Source organism: Streptomyces daghestanicus (assembly GCF_020521275.1).
Lineage (GTDB): Bacteria > Actinomycetota > Actinomycetes > Streptomycetales > Streptomycetaceae > Streptomyces > Streptomyces griseoviridis.
In genome coordinates this window covers 314,917-331,712 of sequence record NZ_BNDX01000016.1, presented here as the reverse complement: position 1 = coordinate 331,712, position 16,796 = coordinate 314,917, and the positions used below count along the sequence as shown (strand labels likewise).

The 16,796-nt window shown below is 73.5% G+C and carries 16 protein-coding genes and 1 riboswitch; of the genes, 4 read left to right on the top strand and 12 right to left on the bottom strand.

Annotated features, from left to right (window positions below; all coding sequences use genetic code 11):
* Positions 1-36 precede the first annotated feature (36 nt).
* The 3 genes from Sdagh_RS28270 to Sdagh_RS28260 form a co-directional block, all read right to left on the bottom strand.
* Positions 37-1,728 (bottom strand): glycosyltransferase family A protein, encoded by a 1,692-nt coding sequence (locus Sdagh_RS28270; RefSeq protein WP_190077289.1) that lies wholly within the window; start codon positions 1,726-1,728, stop codon positions 37-39.
* Between the two features lie 301 nt (positions 1,729-2,029).
* Positions 2,030-2,479: a DUF2267 domain-containing protein gene (locus Sdagh_RS28265; protein WP_190077347.1), complete on the bottom strand. Its 450-nt coding sequence runs from the start codon at positions 2,477-2,479 to the stop codon at positions 2,030-2,032.
* A gap of 588 nt (positions 2,480-3,067) precedes the next feature.
* On the bottom strand, positions 3,068-3,493 hold the full coding sequence (locus Sdagh_RS28260; RefSeq protein WP_189420096.1) for an Hsp20/alpha crystallin family protein: 426 nt from the start codon (positions 3,491-3,493) through the stop codon (positions 3,068-3,070).
* Between the two features lie 189 nt (positions 3,494-3,682).
* Between Sdagh_RS28260 and Sdagh_RS28255 the strand changes: the two genes are divergently transcribed.
* A complete protein-coding gene (locus Sdagh_RS28255) occupies positions 3,683-3,985 on the top strand; it encodes a hypothetical protein (RefSeq protein WP_190007481.1) in 303 nt (100 codons plus the stop codon).
* A gap of 85 nt (positions 3,986-4,070) precedes the next feature.
* Here Sdagh_RS28255 and Sdagh_RS28250 read toward each other — a convergent pair whose 3' ends face one another.
* Together Sdagh_RS28250 and Sdagh_RS28245 are read right to left on the bottom strand one after the other, a co-directional pair.
* Positions 4,071-5,600, bottom strand: coding sequence for an MFS transporter (locus tag Sdagh_RS28250; RefSeq protein ID WP_190007479.1), 1,530 nt, complete (start codon positions 5,598-5,600; stop codon positions 4,071-4,073).
* Positions 5,601-5,676: 76 nt separating this feature from the next.
* Positions 5,677-7,068, bottom strand: a complete 1,392-nt coding sequence (locus Sdagh_RS28245) for a DUF445 domain-containing protein (protein WP_190008228.1) — start codon at positions 7,066-7,068, stop codon at positions 5,677-5,679.
* A gap of 193 nt (positions 7,069-7,261) precedes the next feature.
* On the opposite strand from Sdagh_RS28245, the gene Sdagh_RS28240 reads away from it, so the two are divergent.
* Positions 7,262-8,704, top strand: coding sequence for an SGNH/GDSL hydrolase family protein (locus Sdagh_RS28240; RefSeq protein ID WP_190077288.1), 1,443 nt, complete (start codon positions 7,262-7,264; stop codon positions 8,702-8,704).
* A 35-nt stretch (positions 8,705-8,739) separates the two neighbouring features.
* Here Sdagh_RS28240 and Sdagh_RS28235 read toward each other — a convergent pair whose 3' ends face one another.
* The 4 genes from Sdagh_RS28235 to Sdagh_RS28220 all read right to left on the bottom strand — a co-directional run bounded on the left by Sdagh_RS28235 (position 8,740) and on the right by Sdagh_RS28220 (position 12,309).
* A complete protein-coding gene (locus Sdagh_RS28235) occupies positions 8,740-9,558 on the bottom strand; it encodes a DUF1707 SHOCT-like domain-containing protein (protein ID WP_190077287.1) in 819 nt (272 codons plus the stop codon).
* A gap of 63 nt (positions 9,559-9,621) precedes the next feature.
* Entirely contained in the window at positions 9,622-10,614 is a 993-nt protein-coding gene (locus Sdagh_RS28230; protein ID WP_370594889.1) for an ABC transporter ATP-binding protein, read from the bottom strand.
* Positions 10,611-11,516, bottom strand: coding sequence for an ABC transporter permease (locus Sdagh_RS28225; RefSeq protein WP_372478478.1), 906 nt, complete (start codon positions 11,514-11,516; stop codon positions 10,611-10,613). Before Sdagh_RS28225 ends, Sdagh_RS28230 begins: the two co-directional genes overlap by 4 nt.
* Positions 11,509-12,309 carry an ABC transporter permease gene (locus Sdagh_RS28220; RefSeq protein WP_226535906.1) on the bottom strand — a complete coding sequence of 267 codons (801 nt, stop codon included), beginning with the start codon at positions 12,307-12,309 and terminating at the stop codon, positions 11,509-11,511. The genes Sdagh_RS28225 and Sdagh_RS28220 overlap by 8 nt, the downstream gene beginning before the upstream one ends.
* Before the next feature lie 213 nt (positions 12,310-12,522).
* On the opposite strand from Sdagh_RS28220, the gene Sdagh_RS28215 reads away from it, so the two are divergent.
* A complete protein-coding gene (locus Sdagh_RS28215) occupies positions 12,523-14,907 on the top strand; it encodes a transglycosylase domain-containing protein (RefSeq protein WP_189420083.1) in 2,385 nt (794 codons plus the stop codon).
* 10 nt (positions 14,908-14,917) lie between these two features.
* On the opposite strand, the gene Sdagh_RS28210 is transcribed toward Sdagh_RS28215, so the two are convergent.
* From Sdagh_RS28210 to Sdagh_RS28200, 3 genes are all read right to left on the bottom strand, one after another.
* Positions 14,918-15,238, bottom strand: coding sequence for a DMT family transporter (locus Sdagh_RS28210; RefSeq protein ID WP_189420081.1), 321 nt, complete (start codon positions 15,236-15,238; stop codon positions 14,918-14,920).
* Positions 15,239-15,268: 30 nt separating this feature from the next.
* Positions 15,269-15,338: riboswitch (guanidine-III (ykkC-III) riboswitch) on the bottom strand.
* Positions 15,339-15,456: 118 nt separating this feature from the next.
* The gene (locus tag Sdagh_RS28205; RefSeq protein WP_502362245.1) at positions 15,457-15,813 is read right to left on the bottom strand and encodes a GroES family chaperonin; all 357 of its coding nucleotides are present in this window, start codon (positions 15,811-15,813) and stop codon (positions 15,457-15,459) included.
* Between the two features lie 24 nt (positions 15,814-15,837).
* Positions 15,838-16,167 (bottom strand): DUF3618 domain-containing protein, encoded by a 330-nt coding sequence (locus tag Sdagh_RS28200; RefSeq protein ID WP_189420079.1) that lies wholly within the window; start codon positions 16,165-16,167, stop codon positions 15,838-15,840.
* A gap of 94 nt (positions 16,168-16,261) precedes the next feature.
* On the opposite strand from Sdagh_RS28200, the gene bcp reads away from it, so the two are divergent.
* On the top strand, positions 16,262-16,729 hold the full coding sequence (gene bcp / locus Sdagh_RS28195; protein WP_189420077.1) for a thioredoxin-dependent thiol peroxidase: 468 nt from the start codon (positions 16,262-16,264) through the stop codon (positions 16,727-16,729).
* Positions 16,730-16,796 lie beyond the last annotated feature (67 nt).

Genomic DNA, 16,796 nt, shown 5'->3' with positions numbered 1-16,796 from the left:
TGTCGTCGTACGCGGGTTCGCCGGAGGTCCCAACGATCAAGGGGTGCGTTGTGTACCAGGTGATGCACTCGTTCGGGTGATCCGGCGGGCCAATGGCAGTGCGCGGGCCCGTACGGGGGGCGGCAGGCGGTCCAGGACGGTGCGGGCCGTGCGGCGGGCCCGGGGGGAGGCGGTGGTGCGCAGCAGGAGGTGGTCGGGGAGGGAGGTGCGGTGCGGGGCGCCGGCGGTGAGGGCCAGTTGGTCGTGGGGTGCCGTGCGGGTGGCCAGGACCAGGCGGGGCGGGGTGCCGGTGCGGACGGCGGGCGGGCGGGGGCGGGACCCGGCGGGGAGGCGGGCCCGGCGGCCGATGCCGAGGAGCTGGGCCGAGGCCCAGACCAGGTGGGTGCCCGGCGGGACGGGGTCGCCGTCGGCGAGGGTCGCCGGGTCGATGGCCGTCGTACCGGAGACGACGACCTGGTGGCGGCCGGGGCCCAGGGCGCGGAGGCCGGCGGTGAGGTCGGCGTCGGGGAACCACCAGCGGTCGTGGGCGCGGTCGTGGACGAGGAGTTCGCCGGTGGCGTACGCGAGGGGGTGGGGGACGTCCCAGTGTTCGGCGCCCTCGATGCCGGTGAGGAGGTCGGGGTCGAGGAGGAGGCGGCCGTAGCGTTCGTGGAGGGTGAGGGGCTCGCCGTCGGGGCGCAGGAGGGTGGTCGTGGTGGTGAGGAGCAGCCGGCCGGAGCGGTCGCGGCGGACGGCGTCCAGGGTGACGTGCGGCCGGATGTGGCGGGTGCGGCGGGCGAGTTCGACCAGGGAGTCGAGGCGGCCCTCCTCCAGGAGGGTGGCGCGCAGGCGGGTGAGGGCCGGGAAGCCGTCGCGGACGCCCGGCGGGTAGGCGGTCCGGGCCAGGTCGCGGACGGTGGTGAAGTAGCGCTCCAGGGCGGGTCCGGTGCGTTGCAGGACGCGGGGTTCGGTGACCGGGCGGAGGAGTTCGACGCGGTAGGAGCGGCGCAGGAGGTGGTCCTGGAGGGGGCCCGGCTCGGTGCCCGCCCTGATCTCCTCGACGACGGTGCGCAGATGGCCGTAGTACGTCTCCGGGGGTGTGGGGCGGGAACTGGTGTTGCCGCCGTCCTCGCGGCGGTTCCAGAGGTAGCAGGGGCGTCCGCCGAGGATGGAGACGGTGCCGGCGCGGACGTAGGCGCGGGCCATGAAGACCTGGTCCTCCAGGCGGACCCGGCCCTCGGGGAACTCGATGCCGTGCTCCAGCAGGAACGCGCGGCGGAACATCTTGTGCGGGGTCAGGCTCTCGAAGAGCGGCGCGTCGGCGGCCGTGCAGCGCTCGACGGTGCGTTTGAAGACGTTGCTGGGGCCGGCCATCGTGCCGGTGACCCGGCCGAGGACGATGTCGGAGCCGTTGCGGACGGCGAGGCGGTGGAGGCGTTCGAGGGCGTCCGGGGCGAGTTCGTCGTCCTGGTCGACGAACTGCACGTACGCGCCGCGGGCGAGGCGGACGCCGACGTTGCGGGGCTTGCCGGGCCAGCCGGAGTTCTCCTGGTGGACGACGCGTACGTGGCCGGGGTGGCGGGCCGCCAGGGCGTCGAGGCGGGCGGGCGAGTCGTCGGTGGAGCCGTCGTCGACGTAGACGATCTCGTAGGCGTCGCGGCCGAGGGTCTGGCCGAGGAGTGAGGGGGCGCAGCGTTCGATGTAGGGGCCGGCGTTGTAGACGGGCACCACGATGCTGACCTCGGTCACGGTACGTCCCCCTCGGCGGCTTCGCCCGCCGCCCGGCGACGGGCGGGCGCCGGGCCCAGCATCGCCCCGGGGCGGCGGCCACCGCCAGCGCTTCGGCGAACGACGGGGTGACGGTGGCCGGTTTTCGGACGCCCTGCCGGTGGGCGGCAGACGGACGAGGGGAGGGGGATGCCGTCGGTGTACGGGGGTGCCCTGCGGGATGTACGGGGGTCCCGTACGGGGAGGCGGGGCCCGCGCGGGGGTCGGTCCCGTACGGGAGACGTACGGGGTCCCGTACGGGAGGGGCGGGGTGCGGGGTGGCTCAGGCGGCCGGGGTCAGGTCGGCGCGGCCGAAGAGGAGGGCGTAGCCGGAGGGGAGGCGGTCCAGGACGCGGGTGATCAGGTCGTCGCCGACCAGGGACGGCAGGACGCTGAGCACGGAGCTGACGTCCCAGCGGGCGGTCGCCGGGGTCGCGCCCTCGATACGGGCGGCGACCGAGTCGACGAACTCGGCGGCGGTCAGCGGACGGGTGGCCGGGATCTGCGAGGCGACCACCCGGGCGGCCTCTTCCGGCAGGGCCTGGGCCAGATCGACGCGTTCGTCGCCGATGACGTGGCCGCCGAGGGCGGAGAGGACGATGCGGGTGACGCGTTCGGCCTCCGCGCGGGTGGGGTAGCGGCCGGCCTCGCGGACCTCCTCGACCAGGGCGGCCCAGGCGGGGCGGGTCCCCGCGGGGGCCTCGGCCGGGGCGGGGGTCCGGGGGGCGGTCACCTTGGGGGTCGCGGCCGTGGTCGCCTTCGGGGCCGCGGTCGCGGTGGGGGTCCCGGTCGCGGTGGCCTTGGGGGCCGCGGTCGCGGTGGCCTTGGGGGTCGTGGTCGCCGCCGGGCGCGGGGTCGCGGTCGTGCTCGGCATCGTCGTCACGGTCATCTGTGGGCTGCTCCTCCGTTTCGGACGGGTACGGGCGGCGAGGGGCGCGTCCCGCGGTCCGGTGCCTGGCGTTCGGTATCCGGGTTCGGATTCCGGGTCCCGATACCCGGTATTCGGTGCTTGACACCCGGTGCCGGTTGACACGCGGCGCCGGGAAATGGGGTGCCGGTGTGCGGGCCGGAACGGGCGGGGGCCGGTGCGGGGGCGGGGCGAGGGCGGGGCGGGGCGGGCGCCGGTGCGGGTGTGTGGCACCGGGCGTCGGCACCCGGTACCGGTGACCGGTGGTGGCGCCCGGTGCCCGCCACCGGAGCGGACCCCGGAACCCGGCAACCCCACACCCCGCCCCCGTCACCCGTCACCCGGCACCCGGCACCCGGCACCCGGCACCCGGCACCCGGCACCCGGCACCCGCGGGACGCTGCGGCGGACCGCTCAGCCGCGGATCTGCTTGCGGTCGCCGCCGCCGGTGATCTGGATGCGACGCGGCTTGGCCTGCTCGGCGACCGGGATGCGCAGGGTGAGGACACCCGCGTCGTACGAGGCGTCGATGCGGTCCGTGTCGAGGGTGTCGCCGAGGAAGAGCTGCCGGGTGAACGTGCCGGTCGGGCGCTCGGCGACGACGGTCTCGGCGCCCTCGGGGGCGGGGGACCTGCGCTCGGCCCGGACGTTGAGGACGTTGCGCTCCACGTCCAGCTCGATCGTCTCGGGGTCGATGCCGGGGAGGTCGAAGTGGACGACGAAGTCGTCCCCGGACCGGTAGGCGTCCATCGGCATGGCCGACGGGCGGGCGGTGCTGGTGCCGAAGACCTGCTGGGCGAGCCGGTCGAACTCGCGGAAGGGGTCGGTGCGCATGAGCATCACAGGTCTCTCCTCTCCACAGGGTCTGTGCGATGCCCTCGGTACGCCTTCTTATATAGCTCGCCGGAGGAAAGTTGACAAGCCTGGGCTCAGGTAAGGGGAAGGCCGCAGGTGGGGACTAGCCTCGGCAGGACAGATACAGCCACAGGACGCACACCGAACGCACGGCTACTGCCCCAGGAGGCAACGATGGCGAAGGTTCCCAGCGCGCTGGTGGCCGCCGGCGGGCTCGTCGGCGGGTACGGCGTGGCCCGCTGGACCAGGAAGCGGCAGCTCGGCGGCGTGGTGCTGGCCGCCGCCGGCACGGTCGCGGCGGCGCAGTGGCGGCGGCGGGCCGGCGGGAAGGCCGCGGGGGCGCTCGGCGCGGCGTACGTCGCGGCGTTCGCCGGGTCGCACCCGCTGGCCAGGAAGGTCGGCGCCTGGCCGTCCGTCCTCGGGGTCGCGGGCGCGGTCGCGCTGGCGTCCTGGGCGGTCGCCGACCGACGCGGCTGAGCCGGCCCCCGCTCACCGGGGACCGGCTCCACCCACCGGGGACCGGCTCTGTGGCGCTCCGCGCCGGGCCGGCCCTCCGCACGCCCTACGCCGGAGCCGCCCCCGGCGTCTTCGGCGTCCCGCCGGGCGCCCCGCCCGACGTCCCCGCCCCCGCCGCCGACAGCGGCTCCGCGATGTCCTCCAGCGAGCGCCGCTCCGCCTTGACCGCGAGGAACGCCGCGACGATGCCCGCCGCGCACATCAGCCCGGCGCCGATCTGGAAGGCGAACACCGTGTCGCCGACCACGCCGGACTCCGTGAGGTCGGCGAAGAGCAGCGGGCCGCTGATGCCGCCCGCGGCGGTGCCGAGGGCGTAGAAGAAGGCGATGGCCATCGCGCGGGTCTCCATCGGGAAGACCTCGGAGACGGTCAGGTACGCGCTGGACGCGCCGGCCGAGGCGAAGAAGAGGACCACGCACCAGCACGCCGTCATCGTCGTCGCCGTCAGCGAACCCCGGTCGAAGAGCCAGGCCGTGCCGAACAGCAGCACACCCGACAGCAGGTACGTCGACGAGATCATGATCCGCCGGCCGACCGTGTCGAACAGCTTGCCGAGGAGCAGCGGGCCGAGGAAGTTGCCCGCGGCGATGACGGCGAAGTAGTAGCCGGTGTGGCCGGTCGGCACGTCGAAGAACGTGATGAGGATCGTGCCGAAGCCGAAGGTGATGGCGTTGTAGAGGAACGCCTGCCCGATGAAGAGGGAGAGGCCCAGGACCGCGCGGCGCGGGTACTTGCCGAAGACGGTCTTCGCGATCAGGCCGAAGCCGATGCTCTTGCGCTGGTGGATGGTGATCTCACCGGCCGGCGGCGGCAGCTTCCCGCCCTTCTCCCGCTCGATCTCCCGCTCGACGGAGGAGACCAGGCCCTCGGCCTCATCGCCGTACCCGTGGATGAACTGCCAGCGCGGGCTCTCCGGGACGTGCCGCCTGACCAGCAGGATCACCAGGCCCAGGACGACGCCGAGGGCGAAGCTGAGCCGCCAGCCCCACTCCATGGGGAAGATGTCGGTGTTCAGCATGACGATGGACAGCAGCGAGCCGCCGATCGCGCCGAGCCAGTAGCTGCCGTTGATGATGAGGTCGACCCGGCCGCGGAACTTCGACGGGATCAGCTCGTCGATCGCGGAGTTGATCGCCGCGTACTCGCCGCCGATGCCGAATCCGGTGAGGAACCGGAAGAGGAAGAACCACCAGGACTCGAAGGACAGGGCGGTCAGCGCGGTCGCCGCGAGGTAGACCACCAGGGTCGCCATGAAGAGCTTCTTGCGGCCGTGGCGGTCGGTCAGCCAGCCGAAGAACAGGGCACCGGCGCAGGCGCCCGCCACGTACAGGGCGGCGGCCAGACCGGTGACCTGCGCGGCGCTGATGTCCAGGCCGCTGCCGTCCTCGGCGATGCGGCCGGCCACGTTGCCGACGATGGTGACTTCCAGGCCGTCCAGGATCCAGACGGTGCCGAGGCCGATCACGATCATCCAGTGCCAGCGTGACCAGGGCAGCCGGTCCAGGCGGGCGGGCACGGCCGTGGTGACGGTTCCGGTGGCGGCGGGCACCGGGGCCGGCGACGAATCTGCTGTCATGGGCTCCCTCTCCGTCGAGCGACGTCCCCCCGTCTGCCCGGCACCGGAGGGAACACGCCCGCCGCCGCGAGGGACGCTACGCCCCCAGCATGCGGGAGACCGTGTAGATCAGCAGCCCGGCGAGCGAGCCGACCACCGTGCCGTTGATCCGGATGAACTGGAGGTCGCGGCCGATGTTGGCCTCGATCTTCTTCGTGGTGTGCTCGGGGTCCCAGCTCGCCACGGTGTCCGTGATCAGCGAGGTGATCTCACGCCGGTAGGTGGTCACGACGTAGACGGCCGCGCCCTCCAGCCACTGGTCGACCTTGCCCTGCACCTTGGTGTCGGAGGCCATCCGGGCACCCAGCGACAGCAGCGAGGCGCGGACCCTGAGGCGCAGTTCGCTGCGCTCGTCCTCGGCCGCCGAGACGATCATGGACCGTACGGCCGTCCAGGCGGACGCGATCAGGTCCTGGACCTCGCCGCGGCCCAGCACCTCCGTCTTCAGCCGCTCCACCCGGGCCCGGGTCTCGGTGTCGGACTGGAGGTCGGCGGCGAAGTCGGCCAGGAACCGGTCCAGGGCGCCGCGCGCGGGGTGGGCGGGCATGTCCCGCATCTCGGTGACGAAGCGCAGCAGCTCCTTGTAGACGCGCTCGCCGACCCGCTTGTCGACGAACCGGGGCGTCCAGCCGGGCGCCCCGCCCTGCACCGCGTCCATCACCGAGTCGGCGTGCAGCACCAGCCAGTCGTGGGCGCGGGTGACGACCAGGTCGACGGCCCGGCGGTGGCCGCCGTCGGTGACGATCCGCTCCAGCATCTTGCCGACGCCGGGCGCGATCTCCTGGGCGCCGGCCCGGCGGGTGATCGCCTCCCCCACCACGGCCTGGACGTCGGAGTCCCGCAGCACGGTCAGCGCGCCGCGCAGCGCGGCGGACAGCTCGGCCGTCACCCGGTCGGCGTGCTCGGGGACGGCGAGCCAGGCGCCGAGCCGGGAACCGATGCCGACGGCCCGCAGCCGTTGCCGTACGACGTCCTCGGAGAGGAAGTTCTCCCCGACGAACTCGCCCAGCGAGACGCCGAGCTGGTCCTTCTTCTTCGGGATGATCGCGGTGTGCGGGATGGGCAGGCCCAGGGGGTGGCGGAAGAGGGCGGTCACCGCGAACCAGTCGGCGAGCGCGCCGACCATGCCGGCCTCGGCGGCGGCGGAGACATAGCCCGCCCAGGCGCCGGCGCCGTGGTGGGCGGCCAGCTCGGCGAGGACGTAGACCAGGGCGACGAGGAGCAGCAGGCCGGTGGCGGTGAGCTTCATGCGGCGCACGCCGCGCCGCTTCTCCTCGTCGGCGGGGCTGAAGGTGTTCATCGCGCGGTTCACCGTCGCCGCCGTGCGGTTCACCGCCGCCGCCGCGCCGTTCGCCGTGGCGCCGGGCGGGGCCTGCTGCCCACCGGCACCTCCCGTATCGCCGGGGCTGTCATTTCTCGTCCGTACCATCCGCTCCACCCGTCCGGTGATCCCTCACACATTGTCCCTTCCTGACCGACTCCTGGAACGGAACACAAGTTCCCGGCGTCTGTCCGGAGGGGGAGCACGGGCGGGGCCCGCTCGCGTCCCCCAGCCCATGACGCATCATGGGATCGTCAGATCGGAGCCTCGGGCTCCCATCTCCCGAGGAGACCAGCACGACATGACCCACGGTCATGACGCGGGCGCGGGGGCGACCCGTGTACCCCCGGTACCCCCGGTACCACCGGTACCCCCCATCCCACCCACCCAGCGGTCCGAGCCGCGGCCCGGCCGGCAGCGCGCGCTGCTCGCCGCCGTCCTCGCGGCGGTCGTCGCCCTGTCCGTCGCCATATACGTCGGTGTCGCGGCCGACGACGGCACCCGTGGCCGTGCGTCCGGGCCGGCCGGGCAGGCCCCGCCCGGCGCCGCCGCGCCCGCCTCCACCGGCGCCTGGGTCGGCGCCTGGTCCGCCTCCCCGGCCGCCGCCGAACCGGGCACCGCCGCCAAGGGCCTGGCCGGCCGCTCGGTCCGCAACGTCGTGCACGCCGGCGTCGGCGGCACGAGTGCCCGCGTCACCCTCTCCAACCTCTACGGCACCACCCCGCTGACCATCACGCACGCCACCCTCGCCCTGGCCGACAGCGGCGGCGGCGCCGCGGTCGCCGACGGCACCCTGCGCCGGCTCACCTTCTCCGGTGCGGCCCGGGTCGTCGTCCCGGCCGGCGGCCAGGTGCTGAGCGACGCCGTACGGCTCCGGGTCCCCTACGGGTCCGACGTCCTGGTCACCACGTACTCCCCCAGCCCCTCCGGGCCGGTCACCTACCACCCGCACGCCCGGCAGACCAGCTACCTGGCCACCGGGGACCGTACCGAGGACACCACCGGCGCCGGCTACACCCCGACCCCCTACTGGCGTTACCTGAGCGCGCTGGACCTGTTCAGCAACGAGGCCGAGGGGACCGTCGTGGTCCTCGGCGACTCGATCACCGACGGCGCCACCTCCACGCCCGACACCAACCGGCGCTGGACCGACGTCCTGGCGGCGCGGCTGCGCACGGCGGTCGAGCAGGGCCGGGACGTGCCGCGCTACAGCGTCGTCAACCAGGGGATCAGCGGCAACCGGGTGCTGACCGGCGGACAGGCCGGCGGCCGGGGCGGTCCCGCCGACAACCCCAGCGGCCTGGACCGGTTCGACCGGGACGTCCTCGGCCGCACCAATGTCCGGGCCGTCGTGATCGACCTCGGTGTCAACGACATCCTGCGCTCCTCCGCCCTCGCCGACCCCGACGCGATCCTGGACGGGCTGCGCGCCCTCGTCGCCCGCGCGCACGCCCGCGGCCTGAAGGTGACCGGCGCGACCCTGATGCCGTTCGGCGGCCACCGCGGCTACAGCGACGCCCGCGAGGCGGTACGGCAGCGGATCAACGCGGAGATCCGCGCCGGCCGGGTCTTCGACGCGGTCGCCGACCTCGACAAGGCGCTGCGCGACCCGTACGACCCGCGCCGGCTGCGCGCCGACTACGACTGCGGGGACCATCTGCACCCCAGTGACCAGGGGTACGCGCGGATGGCACAGGCCGTCGACCTGGACGACCTGAAGGGGGCGGCACCGGCCCGGCTCTGAGCCCCGGCGGCACGCTCGGGCTCCCCGCCGCGCGCTCAGTCCTCCCCGCGCGGGCGGCGCTCTTGGCGGTCGCCGTGGTCACCGCGACCGTCCCGGTGGCCGTCCGGCATCGCGCGGTGGCCGTCCGGCATCCACCGGTGGACGTCCCGCACGTCGTCGCGCGCCGAGGCGTCCAGTCCCCTGCGCGCCTCCCCGCGCTCCAGCCGCTCCCGGCGCCGCTCCTCCTTGAGTCGCCGCCGCTCCGCCCGGGTCACCTTGCGCTCCACCCCGACCCCGCCCCAGAAGGCGAACCCGGTCACGATCACGCGCGGGGCGCCCGGGTCGCCCGGCACGCCCTCCTCGCCCTGGTCGAAGCCGCCCATCACGCCGAGGCCGCGGACGTGCACCTCGACGCCGGGCGGCACGACCACGTTCACCCCGCCCATGATCGCCACGCAGTTGACGACGACCTCCCGGCCGGCGAAGTCCGCCTCGCGCAGGTCGATCTCCCCGCCGCCGCAGAACACGAAGCAGTTGAACCGCTTCGGCACCCGCCAGCGCCCCTTGCGCTGGAACCCGGAGAGCACGGCCACGGCCCACGCGGAGGAGCCCTCGCCGCCGGTGATCCGCCCCGCCCGGCCCCCCGTCCCGGCCGGCGCCCCGGCCGTCGGCACCTCGGTCGCCGCCGCCCCGGCCGGCAGGTCCCTGATGAGCGGCGCCAGTTCGCCGTAGGTGCGGGCCGCGTAGGCCGCGTCCAGCCGCTCCTCGAACTCGGCCATGTCCAGCCGCCCCTCGGCGAGGGCGTCCCGCAGGACCTCGGCGACCCGGTCGCGGTCGGCGTCGGAGGCGCGGAGGTCCGGGGTGTCGTCGGTCACGGACGACAGCCTACGATTCCGGCGCGCCCGGCACTACGCCCCGCGGGGCCCGGCCGGCGCGGCTCACGCGCCCGCCCGCTCCGCGTACATCCGGCCGATCACCGCCTCGATGTCCGGCTCCCGCACCGACAGGTCGACCAGCGGGTAGGCCGCGGCGACCCGCGCGACCAGGTCCGCCGCCGACGCCGACGCCGGGAAGGCCAGCCACTGCCGGGGCCCCTCCACCCGGACCACCCGGGCCGGGGCGGGCGCGTCGATCGGCGGCAGCTCCCGCTCCAGGTCCACCACCAGGGTCCGCTCGGACTCGCCCGCCTCGTGCAGCCCGGCGAGCGGACCGTCGTACATCAGGCGTCCGTGGTCGATCACCATCACCCGGGAGCAGAGCTGCTCGATGTCCGTCAGGTCGTGCGTGGTGAGCAGGACCGTGGTGCCGCGCTCCGCGTTCAGGTCCCGCAGGAAGCCGCGTACCCTCGCCTTCGACACCACGTCCAGGCCGATGGTCGGCTCGTCGAGGTAGAGCACCTCCGGGTCGTGCAGCAGCGCCGCCGCGATGTCGCCGCGCATCCGCTGCCCCAGGGAGAGCTGCCGCACCGGCACGTCGAGCAGGGCGCCCAGGTCGAGGAGTGCGACGCAGCGGTCGAGGTTCTCCCGGTAACGGGCGTCGGGGATGCGGTACATGCGGTGCGCCAGCCGGTAGGAGTCGATCAGCGGCAGGTCCCACCAGAGCGTCGTGCGCTGCCCGAAGACGACGCCGATCCGGCGGGCCAGCCGGGTCCGCTCGCGGGCCGGGTCGATGCCCGCCACCCGCAGCGTCCCGCCGCTGGGCGTGAGGATGCCGGTGAGCATCTTGACGGTGGTCGACTTGCCGGCGCCGTTCGGGCCGATGTACCCCACCATCTCGCCGCGCGCCACGGTGAACGACAGCCCGTCCACGGCCCGCACCTCGCGCCGCTCCCGCCGCAGGAACCCGGTCCGCTTCCGTACGTCGAAGACCTTCTCGACGCCGTCCAGCCGGATGAAGCCCTCGTCGTCCACGCCGCTGTCCACTCCCCTCAACTCCCCGTACTCCGGTAGGAACGCAGGCCCGCCCGCCACGCCAGCCCCGCCAGCGCGCAGCACCCCGCCGCCACCGGCGGTGCCGCGAACGCCGTCCAGCCGGGCAGGTCCAGCGGGTACGGCCGGTCCAGCACGTACGACGCGGGCACCCAGTTGACGAAGGCCAGCGGCAGCACGAACGTCACCCCGCGGACCATCTCCTGCCCGAACACCACCGGCGGGTACTGCAACAGCGTCGCCCCGCCGTAGGTGAACGCGTTCTGCACCTCCGACGCGTCCTGCGCCACGAACTGGAACGCCGCCCCCGCCACGAACACCGCGGCGAAGATCGCCGCGCCGCTCACCACCGTCACCGGCATCAGCAGCACCTTCAGCGGCGTCCAGCCGACGTCCAGCGCCGCCAGCGCGTAGCCGAGCACCAGCCCGCCCTGCGCCACCCGGCCCACCCGGCGCAGCGCGAACCGGTCGGCGGCCAGCTGCGCCAGCACCGGCGCCGGGCGCACCAGCAGGGTGTCCAGGGTGCCGTCCCGCACCCGGCGCCCCAGCCGCTCCATCGACCCGATCGCCAGGTCGGCCAGCCCGAAGGAGACCCCGCACAGCCCGTAGAGGAACGCGATCTCGGGCAGCGACCAGCCGCCCAGCGCGTCCACCCGGGAGAACATCAGCCAGATCGCGACGAAGTCCAGCCCGGTCACCGCGAAACTCGCGCCCACCGTCATCGCGAAGGACGCCCGGTAGGCCATCGTCGACCTGATCCACATCCCGGCGATCAGCCCGTACGTCCGCAGCCCCGCCCGCACCCGGCCGTCCCCGCCGCCCGCCGGGAACGCCTCGCCCGCCGGGGCCGCCGCACCCCGCTCCCCCGCGGCCCGCGCCCCGGCCCCGGCCCCGCCCTCAGCCACCCTGCACCACCACCCGTCGCGTCGCCGCCGCCTGCACCAGCCGCCCCGCCGCCAGCAGCACCACCGCCCAGCCCGCCTGGAAGACGAAGACCCCCGCCGGATCGGCCTCCCCCAGCAGCACGTCCGCCGGGGCCTGGAGCAGCGCGGACCACGGCAGCAGCCGCACCACCTCGCCGAGGGCACCCGGGAAGACGTTCAGCGGCAGGATCATCCCCGAGCAGAACATGCCGACCAGCAGCGCCAGATGCGTCACTCCCACCCCGTCGAGCAGCCAGAACGCCGACAGCGCCACCAGGAACCGGATGCCGAAGCCGACCACCATCGCCAGTCCCAGCGCCACCAGGAACGCCAGCCAGGTGCCCACGTCCCCGGGCAGGCTCACCGGGAAGAACACGCACCCGAACGCGAACGGCACCACGCCCCGCCCCACCGCCTGGAACAGCGCCCGCCCCAGATCCGCCGCCAGCCACCACAGCTGGAGGTCGGCCGGCCGGTACAGGTCGATGGCGATGTCGCCCGTACGAATGCGTTCCATCAGCTCGGTCTCGGCGCCCCCGCCCCCGATGGCCAGCGTCGACAGCAGCGCCTGCCCCACCCACACGTAGGTGACGGCCTGCGCCTGGTCGTAGCCGCCCAGCGACGGCCGCTCGGCCCACAGCGCCAGGTACGTGTACACCAGGATCAGCCCGAACACCGTGTTGGTGAACACCCCGGCCGCGGTGGCCGCCCGGTACGTCGCGTACCGCCGGAACCCGCCCGCGACGACCGCCGCGTACAGCCGCCCCGCGCCCACACCCCACCCCCTCCGCCGCCCGGCACCGAAGCGCAGGACACTAGTACCGGCCGATGGAGGCATGCCACGGGTTTTCCGCAGGCCGGTGCGGAGGGAACTGAACGGCGGATGCGACAGTCTTCTTCTCGGGGCGCACCCGAACCGCGCGAACCGCGCCGAAGACGTACGGGCACGACGTACGACGCACTGCACCACAGGAGCCTTACGCACACCATGAGCGACGAGCCGCAGCCGAACCAGCCGGCCCCGGGCTGGGCCGCCCGCAGCAGCCGGTCCATCAACGCCGCACCCGACGGCGAGGACAAGCGCCCGAAGCGCCAGAGGCGCACCGGCTGGCGCCGGCTGGTCCCGACCTGGCGCCTCACGCTCGGCACCCTCCTGGTCGCCGCCGTGCTGCTGGTCGGCGGGTTCTTCCTCGGCTACTCGCTGGTCAAGATCCCGGCGGCCAACGCGCTGGCGACCAAGCAGAGCAACGTCTACCTGTACGCCGACGGCAGCGTCCTCGCCCGCGACGGCAAGGTCAACCGGGAGAACGTCGACCTCTCCGGCATCTCCGAGGAGGCCCAGCACGCCGTCCTCGCCGCCGAGGACCGCGACTTCTACACCGAGTCCGCCATCGACCCGCAGGCCATGATCCGCGCCGCCTGGAACACCGCCACCGGCAAGGGCAAGCAGTCCGGCTCCACCATCACCCAGCAGTACGTCAAGAACTACTACCTGGCCCAGGAGCAGACCGTCACCCGCAAGCTGAAGGAGTTCTTCATCTCCATCAAGCTCGACCGGGAGAAGTCCAAGGCCGAGATCCTGGAGGGCTACCTCAACACCAGCTTCTTCGGCCGCGGCGCCTACGGCATCCAGGCCGCCGCCCAGGCGTACTACGGCATCGACGCCACCGACCTCACCGCCGCCCAGGGCGCCTACCTCGCCTCGCTCCTCAACGCGCCCAGCGAGTACGACGTCGTCGCCCACCCCGAGAACAAGGGCGCCGCCGAGGCCCGCTGGAACTACGTCCTGAACGGCATGGTCGACAAGGGCTGGCTCCCCGCCTCCGAACGGGCCGGGCAGACCTTCCCCATGCCGAAGGAGACCACCACCTCCACCGGCATGTCCGGACAGCGCGGCTACATCGTCGGCATCGTCAACGAGTACCTCACCGGCCACGGCCTCGTCGGCGAGGAGGAACTCGACCGGGGCGGCTACCGCATCACCACCACCCTGGAGAAGGACAAGCAGGACGCCTTCGTCGAGGCCGTCGACGACAAGCTGATGTCCCGGCTCGACAGGAAGAACCGCAAGGTCGACACCTACGTCCGGGCCGGCGGCGCCTCCGTCGACCCGAGGACCGGCAAGGTCGTGGCGATGTACAACGGCATCGACTACGTCAAGCAGTACACCCCCAACGCCACCCGCCGGGACTTCCAGGTCGGCTCCACCTTCAAGCCGTTCGTCCTCGCCTCCGCCGTCGAGAACGGCTCCCTCACCCAGGGCGGGCGCGCCATCACCCCCAACACCCTCTACGACGGCACCAACAAGCGCCCCGTGCAGGGCTGGGACGGTGGCCACTACGCCCCCGAGAACGAGGACCAGCACTCCTACGGGCAGATCACCGTCCGCGAGGCCACCGACAAGTCCGTCAACGCCGTGTACGCGCAGATGGCCGTCGACGTCGGCTCCGACAAGGTCAAGGAGACCGCCGTCGACCTGGGGCTGCCCGCCGACACCCCCGACCTCGTCGAGAGCCCGTCCATCGCCCTCGGTGTCGCCCAGGCCAGCGTCCTGGACATGGCCGAGGCGTACGCCACCCTCGCCAACCACGGCAGGCACGGCACGTACACGCTGATCGAGAAGGTCGTGAAGGACGGCGACCACGAGGTCGAGCTGCCCGAGCGCAAGGAGACGCAGGCGATCAGCCGGCAGGCCGCCGACACCACCACCTCCGTGCTGCGCAGTGTGGTCGAGAAGGGCACCGCCACCGCCGCCCAGGCCGCGGGCCGCCCCGCCGCCGGCAAGACCGGCACCGCCGAGGAGGACACCGCCGCCTGGTTCGCCGGGTACACCCCCGAGCTGGCCACCGTGGTCGCCGTGATGGGCCAGGACCCCGAGACCGCCGCCCACATGCCGCTCTACGGCGCCACCGGCCTCGCCCGCATCAACGGCGGCGGCGCGCCCGCCGAGATCTGGGGCCAGTACACGCGTCAGGCCCTCGAAGGCGAACCGGTCGGCACCTTCGACCTGCGCCTCCAGCGCGGTGCCGCCGAGAGCGAGGCCCCCGCCGGCGACCCGTCGGCCACCGGCTCCCCCACCGGCGACGCCCCCGCCACCCCCGGCGCCCCGGAGACCGGCGGCGACCGGACCCCCGGCACCACCCAGGGCGCCACCCCGCCCGGCACCGGCGACACCGGCATCCCCGGCGACAGCTCGGCCGGCACCGGGACCGACCCCGGCGACGACGGCGCCGGCGGCGGCGACACGGGGACCGGCGGGGGCGTCACCCCGCCCGACGGCGGCGGCACCGACCCGGGGGACGGCACCGGGGACGAGGACGACGACGGCGGTGTGACCTGGCCGTTCCCGGACGCCTCCAGCACCGGGCCATGAGGCCCGCCGGTCAGTGACCGGAGGTGGCCTTCAGACCGACCACGGCCACCAGCAGCAGACAGACGAAGAAGATCCGGGCGGCGGTCGCCGGCTCACCCAGCACCACCATGCCGAGCACCGCCGCGCCGGCCGCGCCGATCCCGACCCACACGCCGTAGGCCGTACCGATCGGCAGCGTCCGCGACGCGTACGACAGCAGCAGCATGCTGGCGACGATCCCCGCGCCCGTGAACAGGGACGGGACGAGACGGGTGAACCCGTCGGTGAACTTCATCCCGATCGACCAGCCGACCTCCAGCAGACCGGCGACGATCAGCAGGACCCAGGCCATGACGGCACCTCCGAAAGCGAACTGAACGGTGGTGCGTCGTCTTTGCGTGACCCGGTACGGCGCGTCTCGTCGGGGTCTCCACGCTAGCAAAGGGGACGGCGAAGGGGCTGGTGACAAGGGCCACCAGCCCCTTCGCCGTACGACGGCCCCTCAGAGATACGGGCGTCTCGGAGACACAGGCGTCTCAGAGATACAGGCGTCTCGGAGACACAGGCGTCTCAGAGATACAGGCCCGTGGAGTCCTCCGACCCCTCGAACCGGTCCGCCGCCACGGCGTGCAGATCACGCTCGCGCATCAGCACGTACCCCACGCCCCGCACCTCGACCTCGGCCCGGTCCTCCGGGTCGAACAGGACCCGGTCACCGGGCTCCACGGTCCGCACGTTCTGCCCGACCGCGACGACCTCGGCCCAGGCCAGCCGCTTGCCGACCGCCGCCGTGGCGGGGATCAGGATGCCGCCCCCGGAACGCCGCTCGCCCTCGCTGGTGTCCTGCCGCACGAGCACTCGGTCGTGCAGCATGCGGATGGGCAGCTTGTCGTCCTGGTTGCTGTGGTCGTTTCTCTTGGCGCTCACGGCCCCGAACCTACCTGCTCCGCCTCAGCGCCCGCGCCGCCGGGTCCCGAGGACGACCAGCCCCACCACTCCGACGACCACGAGCGCGGCCGGGACGATCCGCTCCAGCCGGGGCGAGCCCTGCTCGTCCACGAAGCGGCCCTTCACCTCGCTCACGGCACGGTTGACGCCGACGTACGCGCGTCCGAGCGTGTGATCGATCTCCGACGCGACCTTGGCCTTCGCGTCTCCCATGATCGTTTTCGGGTGCACCCGCACCCCGATCTCGTCGAGCGTCTCGGCCAGCACCTCGCGGCGGCGCTTGATGTCCGCCTCGATCTGCGCCGGGGTTCTCGTGTCCGACGTGTCCGCCACCGTACGGCCTCCGATGTGATGCTGTTGCTGTTCCGGACAGTCTGTCAGCTCCGGGCCTCGCCGCACTGTCAGGACCCCCGGTTACGCTGTTCCGATGAGCGAGCGACTCCAGCCCGGGGACGTGGCCCCCGCCTTCACCCTCCAGGACGCCGACGGCACCGAGGTGTCCCTGGCCGACCACAAGGGCCGCAAGGTCATCGTCTACTTCTACCCCGCTGCCCTTACCCCCGGCTGCACGAAGCAGGCCTGCGACTTCACCGACAACCTCGACCTGCTGGCCGGCGCCGGGTACGACGTCATCGGCATCTCCCCCGACAAGCCCGAGAAGCTGGCCAGGTTCCGCGAGACGGAATCCCTGAAGGTCACCCTCCTCGCCGACCCGGACAAGTCCGTCCTGGAGGCGTACGGCGCGTACGGCGAGAAGAAGCTCTACGGCAAGACGGTCGTCGGCGTCATCCGCTCCACGGTCGTCGTGGACGAGGAGGGCAAGGTCGAACGCGCCCTGTACAACGTCAAGGCGACGGGCCACGTAGCCAAGATCATCAAGGACCTGGGCATCTGAGCCGTCTCGTGACCGCCCGCCGACGCGAGGGGGCACCGGGCAGGCACCCTGCTCCCGGTACCATGAC

What these genes read in the sequence shown, in the direction of transcription:
- Sdagh_RS28260 (WP_189420096.1), bottom strand. Translation starts at nt 3,493, where the DNA reads ATGCTCATGCGCACCGACCCCTTCCGCGAGTTCGACCGGCTCGCCCAG.
- Sdagh_RS28255 (WP_190007481.1), top strand. Translation starts at nt 3,683, where the DNA reads ATGGCGAAGGTTCCCAGCGCGCTGGTGGCCGCCGGCGGGCTCGTCGGC.
- Sdagh_RS28250 (WP_190007479.1), bottom strand. Translation starts at nt 5,600, where the DNA reads ATGACAGCAGATTCGTCGCCGGCCCCGGTGCCCGCCGCCACCGGAACC.
- Sdagh_RS28245 (WP_190008228.1), bottom strand. Translation starts at nt 7,068, where the DNA reads ATGGTACGGACGAGAAATGACAGCCCCGGCGATACGGGAGGTGCCGGT.
- Sdagh_RS28240 (WP_190077288.1), top strand. Translation starts at nt 7,262, where the DNA reads ATGACCCACGGTCATGACGCGGGCGCGGGGGCGACCCGTGTACCCCCG.
- Sdagh_RS28215 (WP_189420083.1), top strand. Translation starts at nt 12,523, where the DNA reads ATGAGCGACGAGCCGCAGCCGAACCAGCCGGCCCCGGGCTGGGCCGCC.
- Sdagh_RS28210 (WP_189420081.1), bottom strand. Translation starts at nt 15,238, where the DNA reads ATGGCCTGGGTCCTGCTGATCGTCGCCGGTCTGCTGGAGGTCGGCTGG.
- bcp (WP_189420077.1), top strand. Translation starts at nt 16,262, where the DNA reads ATGAGCGAGCGACTCCAGCCCGGGGACGTGGCCCCCGCCTTCACCCTC.